Origin of the sequence: Pedobacter kyonggii, assembly GCF_004310665.1 — a bacterium.
In the GTDB taxonomy this organism is placed as follows: domain Bacteria; phylum Bacteroidota; class Bacteroidia; order Sphingobacteriales; family Sphingobacteriaceae; genus Pedobacter; species Pedobacter kyonggii.
The window spans coordinates 42,146-60,097 of sequence record NZ_SIXF01000035.1; the positions used below are offsets into that span (position 1 = coordinate 42,146).

A 17,952-nucleotide genomic window follows, 5' to 3' on the forward strand; every position below is an offset into this window, starting at 1 on the left:
TGAGATTGGAGATACTAGATTTTAGACAAAATCAAAAGCCCTAAACCTTTAGCCGTTTACCTTTTTAGTATTTTCATTAAATCATTTTTTTCAAAATAGGCAATACCCGCAACAAAAGCGATCAACATGGCATTGCCGATATAAATGTTCCGGTTAAAGATAAAAAATGAAGAGAATACAATTATAGTTGAAATAATTAAATAAGCTAAAATCTTTTTGAGGTTATAGGGGATTGGGTAGTATTTCTGTCCGAGTACATAAGATAAAACCATCATCACAAAATAAGCCAGCATACTTACCCAGGCAGAACCCATATAGCTAAAGCGTGGGATTAAAACCACATTGAGTACAATCGTAATTATAGCGCCGGCAACAGAAATATAGAGTCCGAAACGGGTCTGATCGGATAGCCGGTACCAGATAGACAGGTTCATATAAACACCAAGGCACACATAGCCTAACAATAAATAAGGAACTGCTGGTAAACCTACCCAATACTCTTGTTTGCGGATGAAAAATTTTAGCAGTTCGATATTGGCAATAATGGCAATAAAAAGAACAGATAGGGCAATTACGAAATATTTCAAAATTGTAGCATAGGTATCCCTTGCATTTTTCTCTTTTGCGTGGCTAAAGAAAAACGGTTCAGCACCAAGCCTGAAAGCGGTGATAAAAATACTTAAGAAAATTGCTATTTTACATACTGCACCATAAATTCCAACCTCTCCATCGGCAATTTCGGGTGGCAATAGTTTTTGAAGTACTATTTTATCCAGGTTCTCATTTACGATGAATGACAGGTTCGCTACTAAAATTGGCCAGCTGTAAGAAAACATATTGCCAAAAAGCTTACCGTCAAAACGCAATTGCAACTTCATAAATTCGGGTAGCAAATAAATCAGGGTAACAACAGAGGCAATAAGATTAGCTACAAAAACATAACCGATCCATTGATGTCTATACCATGAAGCAAACCATTCTGTAGCTATCCAATTGTGTTTTATGATCGCGGGAATCAGATAAATGAATATAAGATTAAAACCAACAAAGCACCCGATATTTAAAAATTTAGCAACACTATATTTAAATGGCCGACCATCGGCTCTCAATTTGGCAAACGGGATTACACAAATAGCGTCCACAAACAGGATCCACAAAAAGAAACTTACATATTGTTTATAATCTGCGATTTCGGAAGCTTTCGTGGCTAAATAGCCCGCAATTGAAGAGGAAAAAACTAAGCCTGTAATCAAGAAAAGTGATGAAATGAAAGCAATGCACAGAAATGAATTATTATACACCTGTTGCTTTTTGTCTTCAAATTTATTTAAATACCTAAAATAGGTACTTTCCATCCCAAAGGCTAAAACTGCATTAATCAACGATGCATTGGCATACATATTTGTGAAAATACCATAAACACCTTTTTGGTAAACGCCCGTGTAGATAGGCGTGAGGATAAAATTGAACAACCTGGAAAAAACGGTACTGATACCATAAACCATGGTTTGCCCAAGAAACTTTTTATATACAGACATTTATGATTGAGATTTGAGTACTGCGTATTGAGATAAGCCCCTTAGCGGAAGAATATAGCAATCCAACACTTCATCAATTTATTTTCTTAAGATTTCAAAATTACGATAGTTTTTTACTTCACCATCGCTTACCGCTACATTTTCTACACGCGAGCGGTCTGGCCCATCATGGCACCAGTTTACAAATTCTTCCAGAAAAATTTCTTCGCCTTCTGCTTCGATATAAACCGATCCGTCTTTTTCGTTCCTAACAAAACCGGTTACCATCATCTGGTTGGCAATAATTTTCGTAGTTTCCCTAAAGCCAACGCCTTGTACTTTACCTGTTACGATTATATTAAGATGCTTCATTTATTGTTGTAAAGTTGAAATGTTTTAAGGTTGCAAAGTTAGTAAAGCAATTGTGTATCGCTATGTTTATAAGTCCAATTCGCTTTGTAAAGTGTTAAATCTTTGCAGTTCGGACCTAAAACCTGACCATATTTCTTCCAGGATTTCTTTTGCAGGCTTAATTTCATTTAACATCGCTGAAACCTGGCCGATTTCGAGTTCTCCATTTCCCATATCGCCTTCAAACATTCCTGCTTTGGCCCTTGCTCTGCCCAAAAGCTCCATTAAGCGGCCTCGATCTGCACCTTCAGCTTCTGCTATAGATATTGCATCAGCAAATTCATTTTTCAGCAACCGCACCGGAACCAGTTTTTTCATGGCCAGCTTGGTATCCCCTTCAGCAGCAGCAATAATTTTATCTTTAAATGCCGGATGGGCAGACGATTCTTCGGCAACAGCAAAGGCCGAACCTACCTGAACCGCATCTGCTCCTAAAGCAAACGCAGCCAACATGGCTTTTCCACTCCCAATGCCGCCAGCTGCAATGACCGGAATTTTAACAGCATCCCTTATCATCGGAATTAAACACATGGTGGTGGTTTCTTCTCTACCGTTATGTCCACCCGCTTCAAAGCCTTCGGCAACGATAGCATCAACGCCAGCTTCCTGCGCTTTTAGGGCAAATTTTGTATTCGCAATTACATGAACAACGGTAATACCCTTTTCTTTTAAAAAACTGGTCCATGTGGCAGGATTACCAGCAGAAGAAAATACAATTTTTACTTTCTCTTCAATTACCACATCTATAATTTCCTGAATATTAGGATAGAGCAATGGAATATTAACACCAAAGGGCAGATGAGTTACTAATTTGCACTTTTGAATATGTGTTCTTAAAACATCAGGATACATTGAACCCGCTCCGATAATGCCAAGGCCTCCTGCATTAGAAACTGCCGAGGCCAATCTCCAGCCGCTGCACCAAACCATGCCAGCCTGAATAATTGGGTATTTAATATTGAAAAGTTTACAGATTGGATTCATTAAAGATATTTACTTTACGAAATGGACGACAAATTAAGAAATATCTGTTATTCTGAGAATATCCTGTGCAATTCTAAATTAAGGAAAGAATATTTAACCTTAAAATTTTAGAATTTTAAGGTCAAAATACAAAATCGCATTAAACAAATTGGAACCAAAATTTTATCCATTAAAAATTAGCACTTTTAAGGTATAAAAATTAAATGAAATTAAAGTTTTCGACGAGACCATGTCATGCATAAAAAAAGACGCTTTTTAAGGCGGATAGAAGAGAGATTATGTATATCTCTAGATACTACTAAATTAACCGCTTTACCTGATCGCTTTCAATTATATAATCAGCTGAAAGTTGGATTAGATTCAATCCTGGCTTTTTACCAACCTCTATTGTTCCGATCTGTTGATCAAGCTCCAAAAATTCGGCTCCATTTATAGTTGCCCACCTCAAAAGTTTTTCAAAAGCAACCTGCTTGTATTTCTGCAGGGTGATCATTTCTGATAGGATATTAAGCTGATGGTTGCTGGCCAAGCTATCCGTTCCCAAGGTAATTTTTACATTTTCTTCAATTAACAGATCAACATCTGGTAAGGCATTTTCGATATATAAATTGGCCTGCGGGCAAAGGCACCAATATAAATTACTGTTGTTTTCTTTTGCAAAGGTAATGTCGGCCTTACCTGAAACAGTGTTATGCACCAACAACGTTTTCTGCTCCTTAATATAGGGCAGCCAAGTTTGTAAAGATGTTTTTTTGGAGGAGGTAAAAAAAGAGATATCGAGCCCTAAAAATTTGAATAGCGTCAGAAATCCGCCTGTTTTATTTTCGAAGAAAGCATTTTCATCTTTAGTTTCCTGGTTATGAACACTAATAAAGGCATTATCTTTTTCAGCTTCCTCCTTTATTAATCCGAATAATTCAGGCGATACTGAATAAGGTGCATGTGGTACAATTGAGGTGGGCAAAGCGCCAAAACCTTGCTTAATTTCCTTTACATAATCCATTATTGCATTTGCCCGTTCAGGATTAAAGCCCATAGCCTCTATAAAGGTGTGATAATATATTTTGCTATGTTCTTTTGCTTCTTTTGATGAAATTTGGTTGGAAATGTCGCCAACAGCTACAATCCCGTTTTCGAACATTTTCCGATCAGCAGCATACATAGCCGTTCTAATCTCTTCAATATCGCCCTGCCTGCTTTTAATAATACTTTGCACAAATTCTACCAAACCTGTTTGCTCGGGAATTTGCCCTAATAGGTGCGATAGTTCTAAATGGCAGTGGGTATTGATAAAACCCGGAACGATTGATCCTTTATATTTAGTAATGGCTAAATCAAGACTCGCGGCCTCTTCCTGGGTTAACACTTCTTCAATTTCGCCATCTGGATTTACGGCTACCACTCCATTTTTAACCGGCGGTGATGAAACAGGAAATATCCAATCGGCTGAAAAGTATTTTAACATACCGCAAATTAGTGGAATAACCGGAGCAAATAAAAATATTTTTATGTGCCTGACCTATTTTGATGATAAAATGATTGATTTAGTTTCTTAAGAAATTAGAAAAGGGAAAGAAAGAGCCTCCTATCGGAATCGAACCAATGACCTACTGATTACAAGTCAGTTGCTCTACCAGCTGAGCTAAGGAGGCTTTCAATCGGGCTGCAATGATAGAAAAAAATCTTCTTTTTTAAAAATTGAAAATTATTTTTTTCTGGCGTGCTGTCAGATGTTGCCATCTGACAGCACAAGAACGCTCTACAAGCAATCATCCATTTCCAATTATTAAAAAATAATGGCAAAACCTGTAGTCATTACCCCCCAAAGTGTGGAGAAGTTCCACAACATCAAAAACCTGGCACGTAATTAAAAATCTAATAATCAGCAATTTATATGTTTTTAACCGTTTGGCATCATTATGAAACATTAGCAAGTATTGTTACACAAATTAAATTTAAAATATATACTATGAAAAAGTTCGTTTTAGCAGCAACAGTATTAGCATTAGCAGGATTCTCAGCAGTACAGGCAAGTGAAGTAAATACAATCAAAAATGCTGCGATTGTTGCAGTTCAAGATAGCGCAGTGAAAACTCCAGTTAAATTGGAAGAGCTTCCTGAGCCAGTAACAACAGCATTAAAATCTGATGCTTACAAGGGATGGACCGCTACTGAAGCTTTCTCTGTTAAAGAGGGTACTAAAGAATACTATTTAATCAACATTAAAAAAGAAGCAGAAACTGGTTCAGTTAAAATTGATAAAGACGGTAAACCAGTTCAATAAATAAGATTAGTTAGCGCTCCATAATTAACGAGTATTTAACGTAACGCGAGTTACAAACCATATTTAAAACACAATATCATGAAAAAGATCATTTTAGCCGCTACTTTAGCATTCGCAGGATTCACAGCAGTTCAAGCAAGTGAAGTTAATACAATTAAAAATGCTGCAATTGTTGCAGTTCAAGATAGTGCCGTAAAAACTCCAGTTAAATTGGAAGAATTACCCGAGCCGGTAACTACCGCATTAAAATCTGATGCTTACAAAGGTTGGACCGCTACTGAAGCTTTCTCTGTTAAAGAGGGTACTAAAGAATATTATCTAATCAATGTTAAAAAAGAAGCAGAAACTGGTTCAGTTAAAATTGATAAAGACGGTAAACCAGTTCAATAATCTCAAATAAATACGCCGCACAGGCATAATCAATATAAGCGTGGACTTCGGGCTGCGCATAAACTAAAAATACATACCATGAAAAAATTAATTTTATCAGCTGCGTTCTTAGCTTTTGCAGGATTCTCAGCAGTACAGGCAAGTGAAGTAAATACAATCAAAAATGCTGCAATTGTTGCAGTTCAGGATAGCGCAGTTAAAACGCCTGTTAAATTGGAAGAACTTCCAGAGCCGGTAACAACAGCATTAAAATCTGATGCTTATAAAGGATGGACTGCTACTGAAGCTTGGTCTGTTAAAGAAGGAACAAAGGAATACTACTTAATCAATGTTAAAAAAGAAGCAGAAACTGGTTCAGTTAAAATTGATAAAGACGGTAAACCAGTACAATAAAACCCAAATAATTACATCTACCTATTATAAGAAAGCCGGATTATGTCCGGCTTTTCTTATTTTTGTTACATGGCGAGAATCCTGATATTAGAAGACGATACTACATTTGCTCAATTACTTGAAGGTTTTTTAACAAAAAACGGTCATGAGATTACCCTTGTAACCCAAGTAAAGCAGTCATTTAAACAAGTTGAAAACAATGAATTCGGCTTACTTTTAATCGATTACCGTCTTCCAGATGGGACAGGTCTTGAAGTGCTTAGCCACATCCGTGATCTGGGCCTATCCATACCTGCAATCATCATGACCAGTTTTAATGATGTTCGGACTGCGGTCAGATCTATTCAATTAGGTGCTTTTGATTATATTACGAAGCCGGTTAACCCAGATGAGTTACTCATGGTGATCAAAAATTCTTTAGCTAAAAAGGATTTAAAAAGTGTTGAACCAAAAGAAACAAACAGTGATTTTATAAAAGGAAAAAGTGCAGTTGCAGATAAACTGTATGAACACATTAGTTTGGTAGCCCCAACAGACATGTCGGTAATTATACAGGGCGAAAGTGGCACGGGAAAAGAATTTGCTGCCAGAACCCTGCACCAGCAGAGCAAACGTGCCGATAAACCTTTCGTTGCAATAGATTGCGGTGCATTATCGAAAGATTTAGCTGCCAGCGAATTATTTGGGCACGTAAAAGGTGCCTTTACAGGCGCTTTAAATGACAAAAAAGGTCAGTTTGAGGCTGCAAATGGCGGAACACTATTTTTAGATGAAGTGGGTAACCTAAGTTACGAAGTGCAGATTAAATTACTTAGGGCCTTACAAGAAAGGGTAATCCAGCCTTTGGGCAGTACCAAACAGATTCCTGTTAATGTCCGCATCATTACGGCCACCAATGATGATCTGGCGAATAGTATGCAACAGGGCGAGTTTAGAGAAGATTTATATCATCGTTTAAATGAGTTCAAAATCCAGCTCCCTCCATTGAGAGATAGAGGTGGAGATTTAGAACTGTTTATTAACCACTTTATACAGCTATCAAACCGCGATTTAGAACGGAATGTGAAAAGTGTTTCTAATGAGGCAAAAACACTTTTGCTTAGTTACGATTGGCCGGGAAATTTGCGCGAGCTTAGCAATGTGATTAAACGTATGGTGTTATTAAGCCCAGGCGATGTTGCCCAAATTGGTGCATTACCTGATGAAATGATGATTTCTGTCCATCACCAGTCAGCTCCAGGTAATTCATCCGATCTTAAAGCGGTAAACGAACAGAATGAAAAAGCGTTGATTACTGAAACGCTGATCAAAGTGAGACATAACAAATCAAAAGCCGCTAAGATTTTAAACATCGACCGTAAAACCCTTTATGCCAAGATGGAGCGTTACGGCATAGAATAATTATCCGGCATTGGCGTAATCGATTTCCTCCATAAAGGCAATTAAGCTATCTAGTTTTCTGATCTGTAATAAAACTTCAGATTTAATATTGGTGGTTAAGCCTTTTTCGGCAATTTCTAGTTCCAATGTGCGGAATGCGCTTGCCAAAGTCTTCGAACCCATTTGCGCCGTGCGCCCTGCAAGGCGGTGAACCAGTAACCTGACCTGATCTGGGTCATCATCTATTAAATGTTTTTTCAACGCTGCAGCGTCATCTATAGAATCCTGTTTAAAACGGTTCAATATTTTCTCCAGCATTTGCTGGTCGCCAAAGGTCATTTTCTCAATGGAAGAGAAATCGAATTCAGGCTGTTCCGTTAAAATTTCGGTTCTATCAAATATAGATAGAATATCTACGGCCCTAAACGGTTTCATTATCAGTCCATCAAAGCCTTCGCTCAAAACCATTTCGCGTTCTTCGGGTAAAACCTGTGCAGTAATGGCGTAAAATTTAATGTGCGCGGGGAGTTTCTTCTTTAATAAATGGCAAAGCTCAAATCCTGTCATTTCGGGCATACGCATATCAACCAGCACATATTTTAAATCCGGTTCAGGCGCTGCGTGCAGGATATCGGCTACTTGGGTAAAGCTTTTAAACGGAATTTTGTTTTTCTGAAAAATCATTCCGCATAAATCCAGAATGAGCTTATCATCATCAATTACCCAAACTGTGCCTGGGTTTACAATTGCATAATGTTCTAAATCTAAAGTATCATTTACACGCTCGGTGGTATTTTCATATTTCATGTAAATATTAAATGTGGTACCAATGCCTGGTTTACTTTTTACGTAAATTCTTCCTCCTTGTGTTTCGATCAAAGATTTAACAATAGGTAATCCCAAACCCGTACCAGCCTGGTTGATAATGTATTTTTCAGGTGATTCTATCTGCTCAAATTCATTAAAGATTTTGGGAATATCTTTTTCTTCAAAACCGATTCCGGTATCTTTTATGATAAAATGGAAATGCAGATCATCACCTTGCTTTTTATACGATACAGAAAGTTTAATTTCACCTCTCAATGTAAATTTTACGGCGTTACCTAATAAGTTAAATAAAATCTGCTTTAGCCTAAAAGCATCGCCCTTTACAAATTCCAGATCGGCAAGATCAAGTGCTGTATTTAACTGAAGTGATTTCTGCTCTGCCAAAGGCCGCATTACCGAAACTACCTCGTCTAAAGCTTTTTTGATGTTGAACACCTGGTTATTGAAACTAAACTCGCCCGAAATAATCCGGTTATAATCTAATACCTCGTTCACAATTTGAAGTAAATGAATGGAAGATTGATAAATGGCATCCACATCTTTTTTATTGGGCACATCCTGCTGGGTAATCAGCTCAGCGTAGCCTAAAATAGATTGCAGAGGCGTTCTGATCTCATGGCTCATGTTCGATAGGAACCGTTGCTTAGCCTTGCCATGGTATTCGGCCTCATCTTTAGCAAGTTCCAAAGCCCTTCTGTATCTGTTGCTTTTTGTAATGTCAGCTAAAATTAAATACAGCAAAATAACCGTCAAGAAAAAAAAGATAATGATAATGGTTGTGATCTGCGTAATCCCGTCATTAACCACCTCTTTGGCCTGGATACCGTTTAAATCCACCTGGGCTACTGCCTCCCCCTCCACTTCTCTTAAAATCTGTAGCATCTGGGCGGTCAGGGCATTACTGGCATTTGATAAGTCTGCTTCGCGTTTTAAAAATTTCTGGCTTTTCTGACGCTGCTCCAGTTCGATGTTTTTTAAGGCACCCGTCATGCTCTTCATAATGCTATCTTCAGCCTTTGCATTCAGCGTATCGCGCTTTACCTTAAACTCCTCATTAATGATTTTGTATACATCAGATTTCTTCTTGCCAAACAGTTTACTCAAAAAACCCCTTGATTTCTGTTCTTCTTCGGGTGCAACAGTAGTGGTTGATGTAGTTGTTTCAGTGGTTAGTACCGCGCTGTCCGTCTGCCTGGTACGTGTAGCTACCAGTTCATTTAATTTCTGAACCTCATCAGAGAACGATTTGGTATTCACCAATGTTTCCCTCACTTTTAAATAATTGATAAATTGTTTATCCCGGTCGGTTAACAGATTCTTAATCGACTTTATCCTGGCCAACTGGACTGAATCGCCCTTATACAATTTACGTAAGGTATCTAAACTGGATCTTAACTTACGTGACTCTTTAAGAAAACTATAGGTACCTTGTTTATTGAAAGCCTCGTCCCTTTGTAACTGATCTAACCTGGCAATCTTATGTGAGAGATCATTTACAATTCTTAAGCGATCGTTAGGAGCTGAAATTTCTTCAACGGTATTGAGCATCCGCGTAAAAGCAAACTTGCTGATGCCCCATGCCAATAGCAATGCAAAACAGGCAAACAGGAAACCTATAATTACTTTACTTTTTATTGCCCGGAAGAAACGCTTTTGGATAACAGCCATTTAATTCAGATTATGTATGATAAACCCTAATTATAACGGTTTAACCTTTAGAATTGATATGTATTTATCTTTTACAAATAACGTACCACAAGAAAAATTGATTAAAAAACTTTAATTTTAAATGCCTAAAAAAACAAACTATGAACCGTATCGACCGACTTTTCGGAATCCTAACCTTGCTACAATCCAAAAAATACATTACTGCAGAAAAAATTGCGGAAAGGTTTGATATGAGCATACGCACGGTTTATCGCGATATTAAAGCATTAGGCGAACAAGGAATACCGGTAAGTTTTGAGCAGCATAAAGGCTATTACCTGGTTCAGGGTTATTTCCTGCCACCAGTTTCTTTTAATATGGAAGAAGCCAACGCACTGCTATTGGTTGAAAGTTTGGTGAACGGATTTGCTGATAATTCTATCCGTACCCATTACTCCACAGCACTGACAAAAGTAAAGGCGGTATTAAAATCGGGACAAAAGGAAAAGCTCGAAACCCTAAACCAGCATATTAAATTGCAGATTCCGGAAAGGTTAAACTTTAACTTCGAATACCTATCACTTATTCAACACGCTATTGCCGAAAAACACCTGATCGAACTCGATTATAAAAACAATAAGGAGGAAGTGAGCAAACGGGAAGTAGAGCCAATTGGGTTGATTTTCTATGCCTTTAGCTGGCATTTAATTGCCTGGTGCCACTACCGTAACGAATACCGTGATTTTAACCTCACCCGCATCATCTGCCTTAAAAACCGGGGCATTCCTTTCAAAAAAACTCAGCACATGCCATTGAGTGAATATATGCATCTGCTCCCAGTAAATTATTAAAAAAAATATTTTTCACGCTGCCATAGGGTTGTCAGTGGGCTGTATTTTCTTTGTGTAACTAAACACCAAAATCATGAGTATAGCCGATTTACTACTAATGGATTTAAACACCGCAGAAAAAACAAAACAGAAAAATATGGACATTATTAAATTATTATTGAAAGAGTTAGAAGCCGAATTTAATACGACAAAAAAATTCCTGGCTATTGTACCTGTAGATAAGTTTGACTGGGCACCACACGAAAAAAGCATGAAAATGAAATCGCTTGCGGTTCATATTGCTGATCTGCCGAGTTGGGTTTCACTGGCATTAACTACCGATGGACTGGATTTTGAAACAGCACCTTATGTAGAACAACCTGCAGAAAGCGCCGATGACCTGGTTAAAATTCTTGAGAAAAATTATGCACTTGGAAAAGCAGAATTGGAAAAAGCCAAAGAAGAAGACCTAAATGGCCGTTGGGTATTGAGCATGGGCAAACAGGTTTTGGCGGATTATTCTAAATACGAAACCATCCGCCATTCACTTAGCCAAACCACTCACCACAGGGCACAATTAGGCGTGTACTTAAGATTACTTGATATCCCAATCCCAGGTAGCTATGGTCCAAGTGCAGATGATCAAAACTTTTAGTTGTTAATAAATTCAGAATAGGCTGTCGAAACCTGGTGCGTTTCGATGGCCCGTTTTGAAGTGAGAACACGATTTCCAGACTACCTTGATATTCCATTTCCGCTTTGCTACTTTTAGCAATGAAAAAAATATTGGCAATCTCTGGAAGCACGAAAGCAATATCTACCAATGCACTTTACATAACTGCCATCTCCAGGCTTTTAGGAGGAGGCTTCGAGGTAACAAACTTTCCATGCATTGCAGATATTCAACATTTCAATCCTGATTTAGACCAAGGAAATCCACCACAAATTATCGAAGAGCTTCGCTCAATCATCAAAAAGGCAGATGGAATCATCATCTCTACACCAGAATACGCAATGGGCTTACCAGGCACGCTAAAAAACCTACTCGATTGGACTGTAAGTTCAGCATCATTTTCGGGGAAACCCGTTTTAGCACTAGTTGCTTCAACCCAAGGCGAGAAAGCCTATCAATCTATCATCGATATTTTAACGGTAATTGAAGCAAGGGTATCGCCCCAGCTTATCTCATTTGCAAAAGCGAAGATCAATAACGACGCGGCGATTACTGATGAGGAAACCTTAACCGCACTCAAATGCACCATCGATTCATTTGTTGCCAGTATGGAGAATGGATAACACGATTTATTTCCGTAAAATTGCAGTATGAACAATAACTCTGCAACTCGTTTAAATAAATTCATCAGTGAAAGTGGATTATGTTCACGCCGTGAAGCAGACCGTTATATTGAAAAGGGTACCGTTTTCATTAACGGAAAAAGGGCTAAAGTAGGCGATCAGGTTTTTGCAGGCGATAAAGTGATGGTAAACGGTCATAATATCGAACCTAAAGAAGAAAGTAATTTCATCCTTTTGGCTTTTAACAAACCTGTAGGCATTACCAGTACAACGGAAGGCAGCGTACGCGATAATATTGTTGATTACGTGAACCATAGCGAAAGAATATTTCCAATTGGCCGATTGGATAAAGATTCGTCAGGTTTAATCTTCCTGACCAATAACGGCGATATCGTTAACAAAATTTTAAGGGCAGGGAATAAACACGAAAAGGAATACGTGGTAACGGTAAACAAACCGATTACGGAAGATTTTATTTTCGAAATGAGTAATGGTGTTCCTATCTTGGGGGTAAACACGCGCAAATGTAAGGTTCGTCAGATCAGCACATTTGTTTTCAACATTATCTTAATCCAGGGTTTAAACAGGCAGATTCGGAGAATGTGCGAGCATTTTGGTTATGAGGTTACCAAGCTTGAGCGTACTCGCATCATGAATATCAATCTAAAAGGTATTCCGACCGGAGAATTTAGAGAACTTACCGAAGATGAGATGAAGAGCATCACCAAAAGCGTTGAAAATTCATCATCAGAAGCTAAAGCAAAACCCAAAAGCACTAAGAAAAAGGCAAATGCATGGGAAGAAATCCCTGAACTCAAGGAAGAACAGCCTAAAAAATCGTTCAAGCCAAAGCCATCTGGACCAAAATCAACAGGCAAAAAGAACGCTGGTCACTCAGGAGCAAAACCAACTGGCAAAAGCAATGCTGGCAACAGAAATTCCAGGCCAGCGAAGGGCAAACCAGCTGCAAAACAAAATACCAGGGGTAGAGGACAATAGGAGCATAAGCAAATTGTAAAATTACAACCTGATTTATAGCCTTTTAGCATTAATTTTTCAGCTTAGCCCCTTTTTTAAGTACCTTTGCAGCAAATGGTAACAGCAAAAAAAACCGATATCCGTGCATTAGATCTACCTCAATTGCAACAACACCTTGTAGCGATGCAACAGCCTGCATTCAGGGCTAAGCAGATTTACCAATGGCTTTGGGAAAAATCGGCTACGAGTTTCGAGGAGATGAGTAATCTTTCTAAAGATCTGCGTAAAGCACTTGATGAAACTTTTGCCATTAATGCTGTTCAGGTCAACAATTCTCAGTTCAGTAACGACCATACTATTAAAAATACTTTCAGGTTAGCAGACGGTAATATTGTAGAGGGGGTTTTAATTCCTTTAGAGGATCGCATGACTGCTTGCGTAAGCTCGCAGGTAGGCTGTAGTTTAACCTGTAAGTTCTGTGCAACTGGCTACATGGACCGTAAGCGTAATTTAAACGCTGATGAGATTTACGACCAGGTAGTATTGATCCACAAACAGGCTAAACAGAACTATAACAATCCCCTTACCAATATTGTGTATATGGGTATGGGAGAGCCGCTGTTAAATTATGCCAATGTAATGAAGTCAATTGAGCGTATCACTGCACCAGATGGCTTAAACATGAGCTATAAGCGCATTACAGTTTCTACTGCTGGCATTGCCAAAATGATCAAGAAATTAGGTGATGATGGTGCAAAATTTAATCTTGCGCTCTCACTTCATGCTGCTGATGATAAAAAGCGTAATGAGATCATGCCGATCAATGAGGCCAACTCGTTAAAAGCATTAGCCGATGCGCTAAAATACTACTTCGCTAAAACTAAAAATCCGGTAACTTACGAATACATTGTTTTCAATCACTTTAACGATGAAATTTCGGATGCTATGGATTTAGCTAAATTCTGTAAACATATTCCCTGCAAGGTAAACTTGATTGAATATAACCCCATTTCTTTTGCCGATTTTACTAATGCAGAAGGAGATAAGATTGATGCATTTTCTAATTACTTGAAAAGTCAGGGGATCAATACCAATATCCGTCGCAGCCGTGGGAAAGATATCGATGCTGCCTGTGGCCAGTTAGCGGTAAAAGAAGAAGCAAACGCATAGCTGATAATACGGTCCAGCCACATTTTCACTGAAATAATCATTCAACTGACTCATCTTGCTAATTTTATTTACTGTTTTTTGCATCTCGATCATCCGGGATTCCTACGATCTTAGTTATTGCTTAAATAATTAAGATAGCCTTTATTGATTATCCAGCAAAAACCATAAAAAATCATCAATCTAGGTAGGAATTAGGCCCCTTTGATATTGCATTATATAATTAGATTAATGGATTAAACTGGGTTGCATTGGGACAACTATAGTCCTGTCTCATCTTTCTATTCTTAGAATGTTTCTATCGATGATAATTAATATAGTAACTGCTGCAATGTTCTCTGCTCTCAGTAAAAGGATCAACCCTCTTTTTTAATAGATACTAACAGGTCACCCGCTTGAGTATCTAGATATGCTGCTATTCGAAATAATTTTTTTATAGAAGGTTGAGCCGAATTCGTACACCAACTAGAGACCGTTTCTGGTGCAATTTCTAAAGCATCCGCCAAATCTTTGTTTGTCTTCCCCTTTTCGGCCAATACCGATTTGATGCGATTATAGATTGTCTTACTCATTTCAAATGCTGTAAAACAAATATAATACTAGTAAAATAATCAAATTAAACTTTAAAACAATGTAATAGGTCAATATATTAATGTTTTTAATTATTTAATTTGCGTTTTTAATTATTAAATATTATTTTTGGTAAAATTGTTATAAATTAAAAATTATACTTTTGTAATTCTAGAATAGAAAATTAGGATTGCATACGAGCCTCGCAGCTAAATCTGGTAAATTTAATCTCGGCGAGCGTAAGTGTAGCATTTCACCACCCTATAAATCAATAGGGCTGGTGCTCACTTATGTATTTTGTCGAGATCCACTCCGAAAGGTTTGGAACGGTTACCAGAACCAAGCTGCATTATACCGAGTGAGTTTCCAGCCCTATTTTTAGACCAGGCAACCATCTTTCGAGGCTTATTTAATGTTTAAAATTAAGTGAGACTGCTATATGGAACCATCAAAACTACTGTGTAATACTGACCATTTTCATTATTTTAAAAAGTTCCAAGAAGGAAATGAAAAGGGGTTAGAATTCTTTTACCAGATTCTTTATCCCTCCGCATATTACTATGGCTTTAGATATATAAAGGACGATGTGAATGCGAACTGCATAGTCAATGAAGCATTCTTAAGGCTTTGGCTATCTAGAAAAGTTATTACAGGTCCAAAGCATATAGAGGCATTTATCAAAAAACTGACCTCGGACGGATGCAAGGCTTACTACAAAACATCTAGTAATAGATTCAACCGTAATATGCTACGGTTAGATGAACTTGAAAACTACCAAGAATTTATTGGTAACAACGATACCACATTAGAAGACCAGTCAGATATGTTATACCAGGAAGAACCCGAAGAAGAGCTAAAAAACCAATGGAAAAAACTAGAAGCAATCATTCCAAATCTAACTTCAGACCAGCAACTATTCATTCGGCTCTGTATTAAATACTCTTTTGACTACAGCCGGATTGCCTGGCATATTGGGGGCATCTCCGATTACCAGGCGGCCAGAAAAGTGGAAAGAACACTCGAATGCCTAAAGTCACTTATTAATGACACTCAGAAGCTCGATTCTATTGGAAGGACCAGTACGTTCAGATTTGAGGGTGATGTCAGCGAAGAACAGTCCATGATCCTTCAAATGCGTTATGAACTCCAGTACAGCTTCGGGGAGATTGCCAGCGCACTGAACCTCAGCCAAGGTTATATTCAACAGGTATTTGCCACCGCCTCATTAAAGATTCGAAAAACCAAAATCAGGTAATATGGAAAGCAATACTATGGTCATTACACGCAAAATTCAATTGCTGATTGATTCTGAAGATAAGGATATCATAAAACATGCAAAAGATCAGCTATACAACTGGCAATGGATATGCTTTCGTGCGGCAAATATGATCATGAGCCATCATTTTGTGCAGGAGCAGGTAAAGGATTTTTTTTACCTGACCGATGGAGTTAAACTCAAAATTGCAGATGAGAAAAAGGAAGAGAGTGGTATACTGAAATCTTCGCGACAAAACACGACTTACAGATTGCTGTCGAATCATTTCAAGGGCCAGATCCCCACAAATATCTTAAGCAACCTTAACAATACCCTGATTTCTTATTTCAATAAAGAAAAGGACTCCTATTGGAAAGGAGAAAAATCACTCAGAAACTACAAACGGAATATCCCACTACCCTTTGGCGCTGAAGTACTTTCGAAATTGACCAATACCCCGGATAACAAGAATTTCAGCTTCAAGCTTTTCCAGATCCCTTTTAGGACTTATCTTGGGAAAGACAATTCGGATAAGAAGATTATCCTCGAAAGAATCAAAAGCGGTTTGTTGAAGCTGCGCTCAAGTCAAATTCAGTTAGACAAAGGAAAGGTATTCTTACTGGCAGCCATACAGATCGAAAAAGAGCAGCATATCCTTGATCCTACCATCATCGCAGAAGCGTCGCTTTCGATAGAGCACCCGGTAACGGTTAAGATTGGTATCCATGAACATGCCATTGGAAACAAGGAAGAGTTTCTTCACCGCCGGCTGGCTATACAGGCAGCGGTGAATAGGGTCAAAAAAGCGGTAGCCTTTAACAGTGGTGGCCATGGCAGGAAGCGAAAAATGAAAAGTCTTGAAGATTACCGAAATATGGAAAAACGGTATGTCGAGCATAAATTACATGTTTATAGCAGGATGCTGATCGATTTCTGCGTGAAACACCAGGCAGCAACATTGCTGCTTATCAATCAGCAGGAGAAAGAGGAAATAGCAAAAGAAGATCATTTCCTTTTACAGAATTGGAGCTATTATAGTCTTAAAGATAAGATCAGATATAAGGCAGAACTGGCAGGCATACAGATGATCGTCGAATAAGATTAGAAAGAGGTTTCTTGCAGAACCGTAGAGTGAGATAGAAATATTCTCACAAGCCAATAAAAATCTGGCATTGCAATGGCGGACTTCATGTTATAAAGGAAATTGGATGTCCTTCAAGATGAAACTAATTTTAAAAATCTCAGAGGCTGCTTGTACAGCCATAGGGCGAGATCATAGTTTACTCGTCAAATCAGATAATACAATATCTATGGGCACTATTGTTAGTGAATTATGGGCGAAAAAACAGTGGCTGCCTGTGCATCTTAGCCCAGGGGTGATCAAGCTCTGCATTTCAGAGCTAAAGTAGAGTAATTTTCATCATACAAGAAGCCGAGCACTTTGGAAATAACCAGGAAACAACACAATATACTTAAAGCACAATAGGCTGTGATTAAAATGAAGAAAACCCCTCAACATTGCTGTTAAAGGGTTTCTTTTTAAGATCCGGCACCGACCTACTCTCCCACGTATTACCGCAGTACCATCGGCTCTGGTGGGCTTAACTTCTCTGTTCGGAATGGGAAGAGGTGGACACCACCGATATAGGCACCTGAATATTTTTATTTAAGACCAAAGGTCTTTCAGTATTTCAATTTTATCAGCCTTAAAAACACATGGCCTTGTATATAACAAGAAAACCCCTCGACTTACCGTCAAGGGGTTTCTTTTAAGATTTGGCACCGACCTACTCTCCCACGTGTTACCGCAGTACCATCGGCTCTGGTGGGCTTAACTTCTCTGTTCGGAATGGGAAGAGGTGGACACCACCGATATAGGCACCTAAATTTCTTTAGATAAGCTATCTCGAGCTTAAATGACATATTATTGAAAGAAGTTATGTTAGAAGAACAAACAACAGTCTGTTTGCTTTGAAAGCTTCGGATGATTAGTACTACTCGACTGTGCTGTCGCCAGCTTTA

Annotated in this window: 17 protein-coding genes, 1 tRNA gene and 2 rRNA genes; 11 read left to right on the plus strand and 9 right to left on the minus strand. The window is 38.3% G+C overall.

The window, feature by feature from the left end; genetic code table 11:
- Nucleotides 1-56: 56 nt before the first annotated feature.
- The 5 genes from EYS08_RS22455 to EYS08_RS22475 all read right to left on the minus strand — a co-directional run bounded on the left by EYS08_RS22455 (nucleotide 57) and on the right by EYS08_RS22475 (nucleotide 4,564).
- Nucleotides 57-1,538, minus strand: coding sequence for an oligosaccharide flippase family protein (locus EYS08_RS22455; protein ID WP_131032198.1), 1,482 nt, complete (start codon nucleotides 1,536-1,538; stop codon nucleotides 57-59).
- 78 nt (nucleotides 1,539-1,616) lie between these two features.
- Entirely contained in the window at nucleotides 1,617-1,889 is a 273-nt protein-coding gene (locus tag EYS08_RS22460) for an acylphosphatase (protein ID WP_131032199.1), read from the minus strand.
- A 66-nt stretch (nucleotides 1,890-1,955) separates the two neighbouring features.
- Nucleotides 1,956-2,912: an NAD(P)H-dependent flavin oxidoreductase gene (locus tag EYS08_RS22465; protein ID WP_131032200.1), complete on the minus strand. Its 957-nt coding sequence runs from the start codon at nucleotides 2,910-2,912 to the stop codon at nucleotides 1,956-1,958.
- 298 nt (nucleotides 2,913-3,210) lie between these two features.
- Nucleotides 3,211-4,377, minus strand: coding sequence for an amidohydrolase family protein (locus tag EYS08_RS22470; RefSeq protein ID WP_131032201.1), 1,167 nt, complete (start codon nucleotides 4,375-4,377; stop codon nucleotides 3,211-3,213).
- A gap of 114 nt (nucleotides 4,378-4,491) precedes the next feature.
- Nucleotides 4,492-4,564, minus strand: a tRNA-Thr gene (locus EYS08_RS22475).
- A gap of 242 nt (nucleotides 4,565-4,806) precedes the next feature.
- On the opposite strand from EYS08_RS22475, the gene EYS08_RS22480 reads away from it, so the two are divergent.
- From EYS08_RS22480 to EYS08_RS22495, 4 genes are all read left to right on the plus strand, one after another.
- Nucleotides 4,807-5,196: a hypothetical protein gene (locus EYS08_RS22480; protein WP_244216023.1), complete on the plus strand. Its 390-nt coding sequence runs from the start codon at nucleotides 4,807-4,809 to the stop codon at nucleotides 5,194-5,196.
- Between the two features lie 78 nt (nucleotides 5,197-5,274).
- The gene (locus tag EYS08_RS22485; RefSeq protein ID WP_086548101.1) at nucleotides 5,275-5,586 is read left to right on the plus strand and encodes a hypothetical protein; all 312 of its coding nucleotides are present in this window, start codon (nucleotides 5,275-5,277) and stop codon (nucleotides 5,584-5,586) included.
- A 78-nt stretch (nucleotides 5,587-5,664) separates the two neighbouring features.
- Nucleotides 5,665-5,979 (plus strand): hypothetical protein, encoded by a 315-nt coding sequence (locus tag EYS08_RS22490; protein ID WP_116169014.1) that lies wholly within the window; start codon nucleotides 5,665-5,667, stop codon nucleotides 5,977-5,979.
- Between the two features lie 69 nt (nucleotides 5,980-6,048).
- Complete coding sequence (locus EYS08_RS22495) at nucleotides 6,049-7,380, plus strand: sigma-54-dependent transcriptional regulator (protein WP_131032202.1); 1,332 nt, start codon at nucleotides 6,049-6,051, stop codon at nucleotides 7,378-7,380.
- Here the strand turns inward: EYS08_RS22495 and EYS08_RS22500 are convergent, their stop codons facing one another.
- Nucleotides 7,381-9,855, minus strand: coding sequence for an ATP-binding protein (locus tag EYS08_RS22500; protein ID WP_131032203.1), 2,475 nt, complete (start codon nucleotides 9,853-9,855; stop codon nucleotides 7,381-7,383). It abuts the gene before it with no gap.
- A gap of 140 nt (nucleotides 9,856-9,995) precedes the next feature.
- Here EYS08_RS22500 and EYS08_RS22505 point away from each other — a divergent pair, with 140 nt between their 5' ends.
- From EYS08_RS22505 to rlmN, 5 genes are all read left to right on the plus strand, one after another.
- The gene (locus EYS08_RS22505; RefSeq protein WP_131032204.1) at nucleotides 9,996-10,685 is read left to right on the plus strand and encodes a helix-turn-helix transcriptional regulator; all 690 of its coding nucleotides are present in this window, start codon (nucleotides 9,996-9,998) and stop codon (nucleotides 10,683-10,685) included.
- 73 nt (nucleotides 10,686-10,758) lie between these two features.
- On the plus strand, nucleotides 10,759-11,319 hold the full coding sequence (locus EYS08_RS22510) for a DinB family protein (protein WP_131032205.1): 561 nt from the start codon (nucleotides 10,759-10,761) through the stop codon (nucleotides 11,317-11,319).
- A 119-nt stretch (nucleotides 11,320-11,438) separates the two neighbouring features.
- Entirely contained in the window at nucleotides 11,439-11,960 is a 522-nt protein-coding gene (locus EYS08_RS22515) for an NADPH-dependent FMN reductase (protein ID WP_131032206.1), read from the plus strand.
- Between the two features lie 27 nt (nucleotides 11,961-11,987).
- Entirely contained in the window at nucleotides 11,988-12,959 is a 972-nt protein-coding gene (rluF, locus tag EYS08_RS22520) for a 23S rRNA pseudouridine(2604) synthase RluF (protein WP_131032207.1), read from the plus strand.
- Nucleotides 12,960-13,052: 93 nt separating this feature from the next.
- Entirely contained in the window at nucleotides 13,053-14,108 is a 1,056-nt protein-coding gene (rlmN, locus tag EYS08_RS22525) for a 23S rRNA (adenine(2503)-C(2))-methyltransferase RlmN (protein ID WP_131032208.1), read from the plus strand.
- A 353-nt stretch (nucleotides 14,109-14,461) separates the two neighbouring features.
- Here rlmN and EYS08_RS22530 read toward each other — a convergent pair whose 3' ends face one another.
- Nucleotides 14,462-14,677, minus strand: a complete 216-nt coding sequence (locus EYS08_RS22530; RefSeq protein ID WP_131032209.1) for a helix-turn-helix transcriptional regulator — start codon at nucleotides 14,675-14,677, stop codon at nucleotides 14,462-14,464.
- Between the two features lie 437 nt (nucleotides 14,678-15,114).
- Between EYS08_RS22530 and EYS08_RS22535 the strand changes: the two genes are divergently transcribed.
- Entirely contained in the window at nucleotides 15,115-15,930 is an 816-nt protein-coding gene (locus EYS08_RS22535; RefSeq protein ID WP_131032210.1) for a sigma factor-like helix-turn-helix DNA-binding protein, read from the plus strand.
- Between the two features lies 1 nt (nucleotide 15,931).
- Nucleotides 15,932-17,029, plus strand: coding sequence for a hypothetical protein (locus tag EYS08_RS22540; RefSeq protein WP_131032211.1), 1,098 nt, complete (start codon nucleotides 15,932-15,934; stop codon nucleotides 17,027-17,029).
- A 445-nt stretch (nucleotides 17,030-17,474) separates the two neighbouring features.
- Here EYS08_RS22540 and rrf (EYS08_RS22545) read toward each other — a convergent pair.
- Nucleotides 17,475-17,586, minus strand: a 5S ribosomal RNA gene (rrf, locus tag EYS08_RS22545).
- Nucleotides 17,587-17,704: 118 nt separating this feature from the next.
- Nucleotides 17,705-17,816, minus strand: a 5S ribosomal RNA gene (gene rrf, locus EYS08_RS22550).
- Nucleotides 17,817-17,952: the final 136 nt, after the last annotated feature.

What these genes read in the sequence shown, in the direction of transcription:
- EYS08_RS22455 (WP_131032198.1), bottom strand. Translation starts at nt 1,538, where the DNA reads ATGTCTGTATATAAAAAGTTTCTTGGGCAAACCATGGTTTATGGTATC.
- EYS08_RS22460 (WP_131032199.1), bottom strand. Translation starts at nt 1,889, where the DNA reads ATGAAGCATCTTAATATAATCGTAACAGGTAAAGTACAAGGCGTTGGC.
- EYS08_RS22465 (WP_131032200.1), bottom strand. Translation starts at nt 2,912, where the DNA reads ATGAATCCAATCTGTAAACTTTTCAATATTAAATACCCAATTATTCAG.
- EYS08_RS22470 (WP_131032201.1), bottom strand. Translation starts at nt 4,377, where the DNA reads ATGTTAAAATACTTTTCAGCCGATTGGATATTTCCTGTTTCATCACCG.
- EYS08_RS22480 (WP_244216023.1), top strand. Translation starts at nt 4,807, where the DNA reads ATGTTTTTAACCGTTTGGCATCATTATGAAACATTAGCAAGTATTGTT.
- EYS08_RS22485 (WP_086548101.1), top strand. Translation starts at nt 5,275, where the DNA reads ATGAAAAAGATCATTTTAGCCGCTACTTTAGCATTCGCAGGATTCACA.
- EYS08_RS22490 (WP_116169014.1), top strand. Translation starts at nt 5,665, where the DNA reads ATGAAAAAATTAATTTTATCAGCTGCGTTCTTAGCTTTTGCAGGATTC.
- EYS08_RS22495 (WP_131032202.1), top strand. Translation starts at nt 6,049, where the DNA reads ATGGCGAGAATCCTGATATTAGAAGACGATACTACATTTGCTCAATTA.
- EYS08_RS22500 (WP_131032203.1), bottom strand. Translation starts at nt 9,855, where the DNA reads ATGGCTGTTATCCAAAAGCGTTTCTTCCGGGCAATAAAAAGTAAAGTA.
- EYS08_RS22505 (WP_131032204.1), top strand. Translation starts at nt 9,996, where the DNA reads ATGAACCGTATCGACCGACTTTTCGGAATCCTAACCTTGCTACAATCC.
- EYS08_RS22510 (WP_131032205.1), top strand. Translation starts at nt 10,759, where the DNA reads ATGAGTATAGCCGATTTACTACTAATGGATTTAAACACCGCAGAAAAA.
- EYS08_RS22515 (WP_131032206.1), top strand. Translation starts at nt 11,439, where the DNA reads ATGAAAAAAATATTGGCAATCTCTGGAAGCACGAAAGCAATATCTACC.
- rluF (WP_131032207.1), top strand. Translation starts at nt 11,988, where the DNA reads ATGAACAATAACTCTGCAACTCGTTTAAATAAATTCATCAGTGAAAGT.
- rlmN (WP_131032208.1), top strand. Translation starts at nt 13,053, where the DNA reads ATGGTAACAGCAAAAAAAACCGATATCCGTGCATTAGATCTACCTCAA.
- EYS08_RS22530 (WP_131032209.1), bottom strand. Translation starts at nt 14,677, where the DNA reads ATGAGTAAGACAATCTATAATCGCATCAAATCGGTATTGGCCGAAAAG.
- EYS08_RS22535 (WP_131032210.1), top strand. Translation starts at nt 15,115, where the DNA reads ATGGAACCATCAAAACTACTGTGTAATACTGACCATTTTCATTATTTT.
- EYS08_RS22540 (WP_131032211.1), top strand. Translation starts at nt 15,932, where the DNA reads ATGGAAAGCAATACTATGGTCATTACACGCAAAATTCAATTGCTGATT.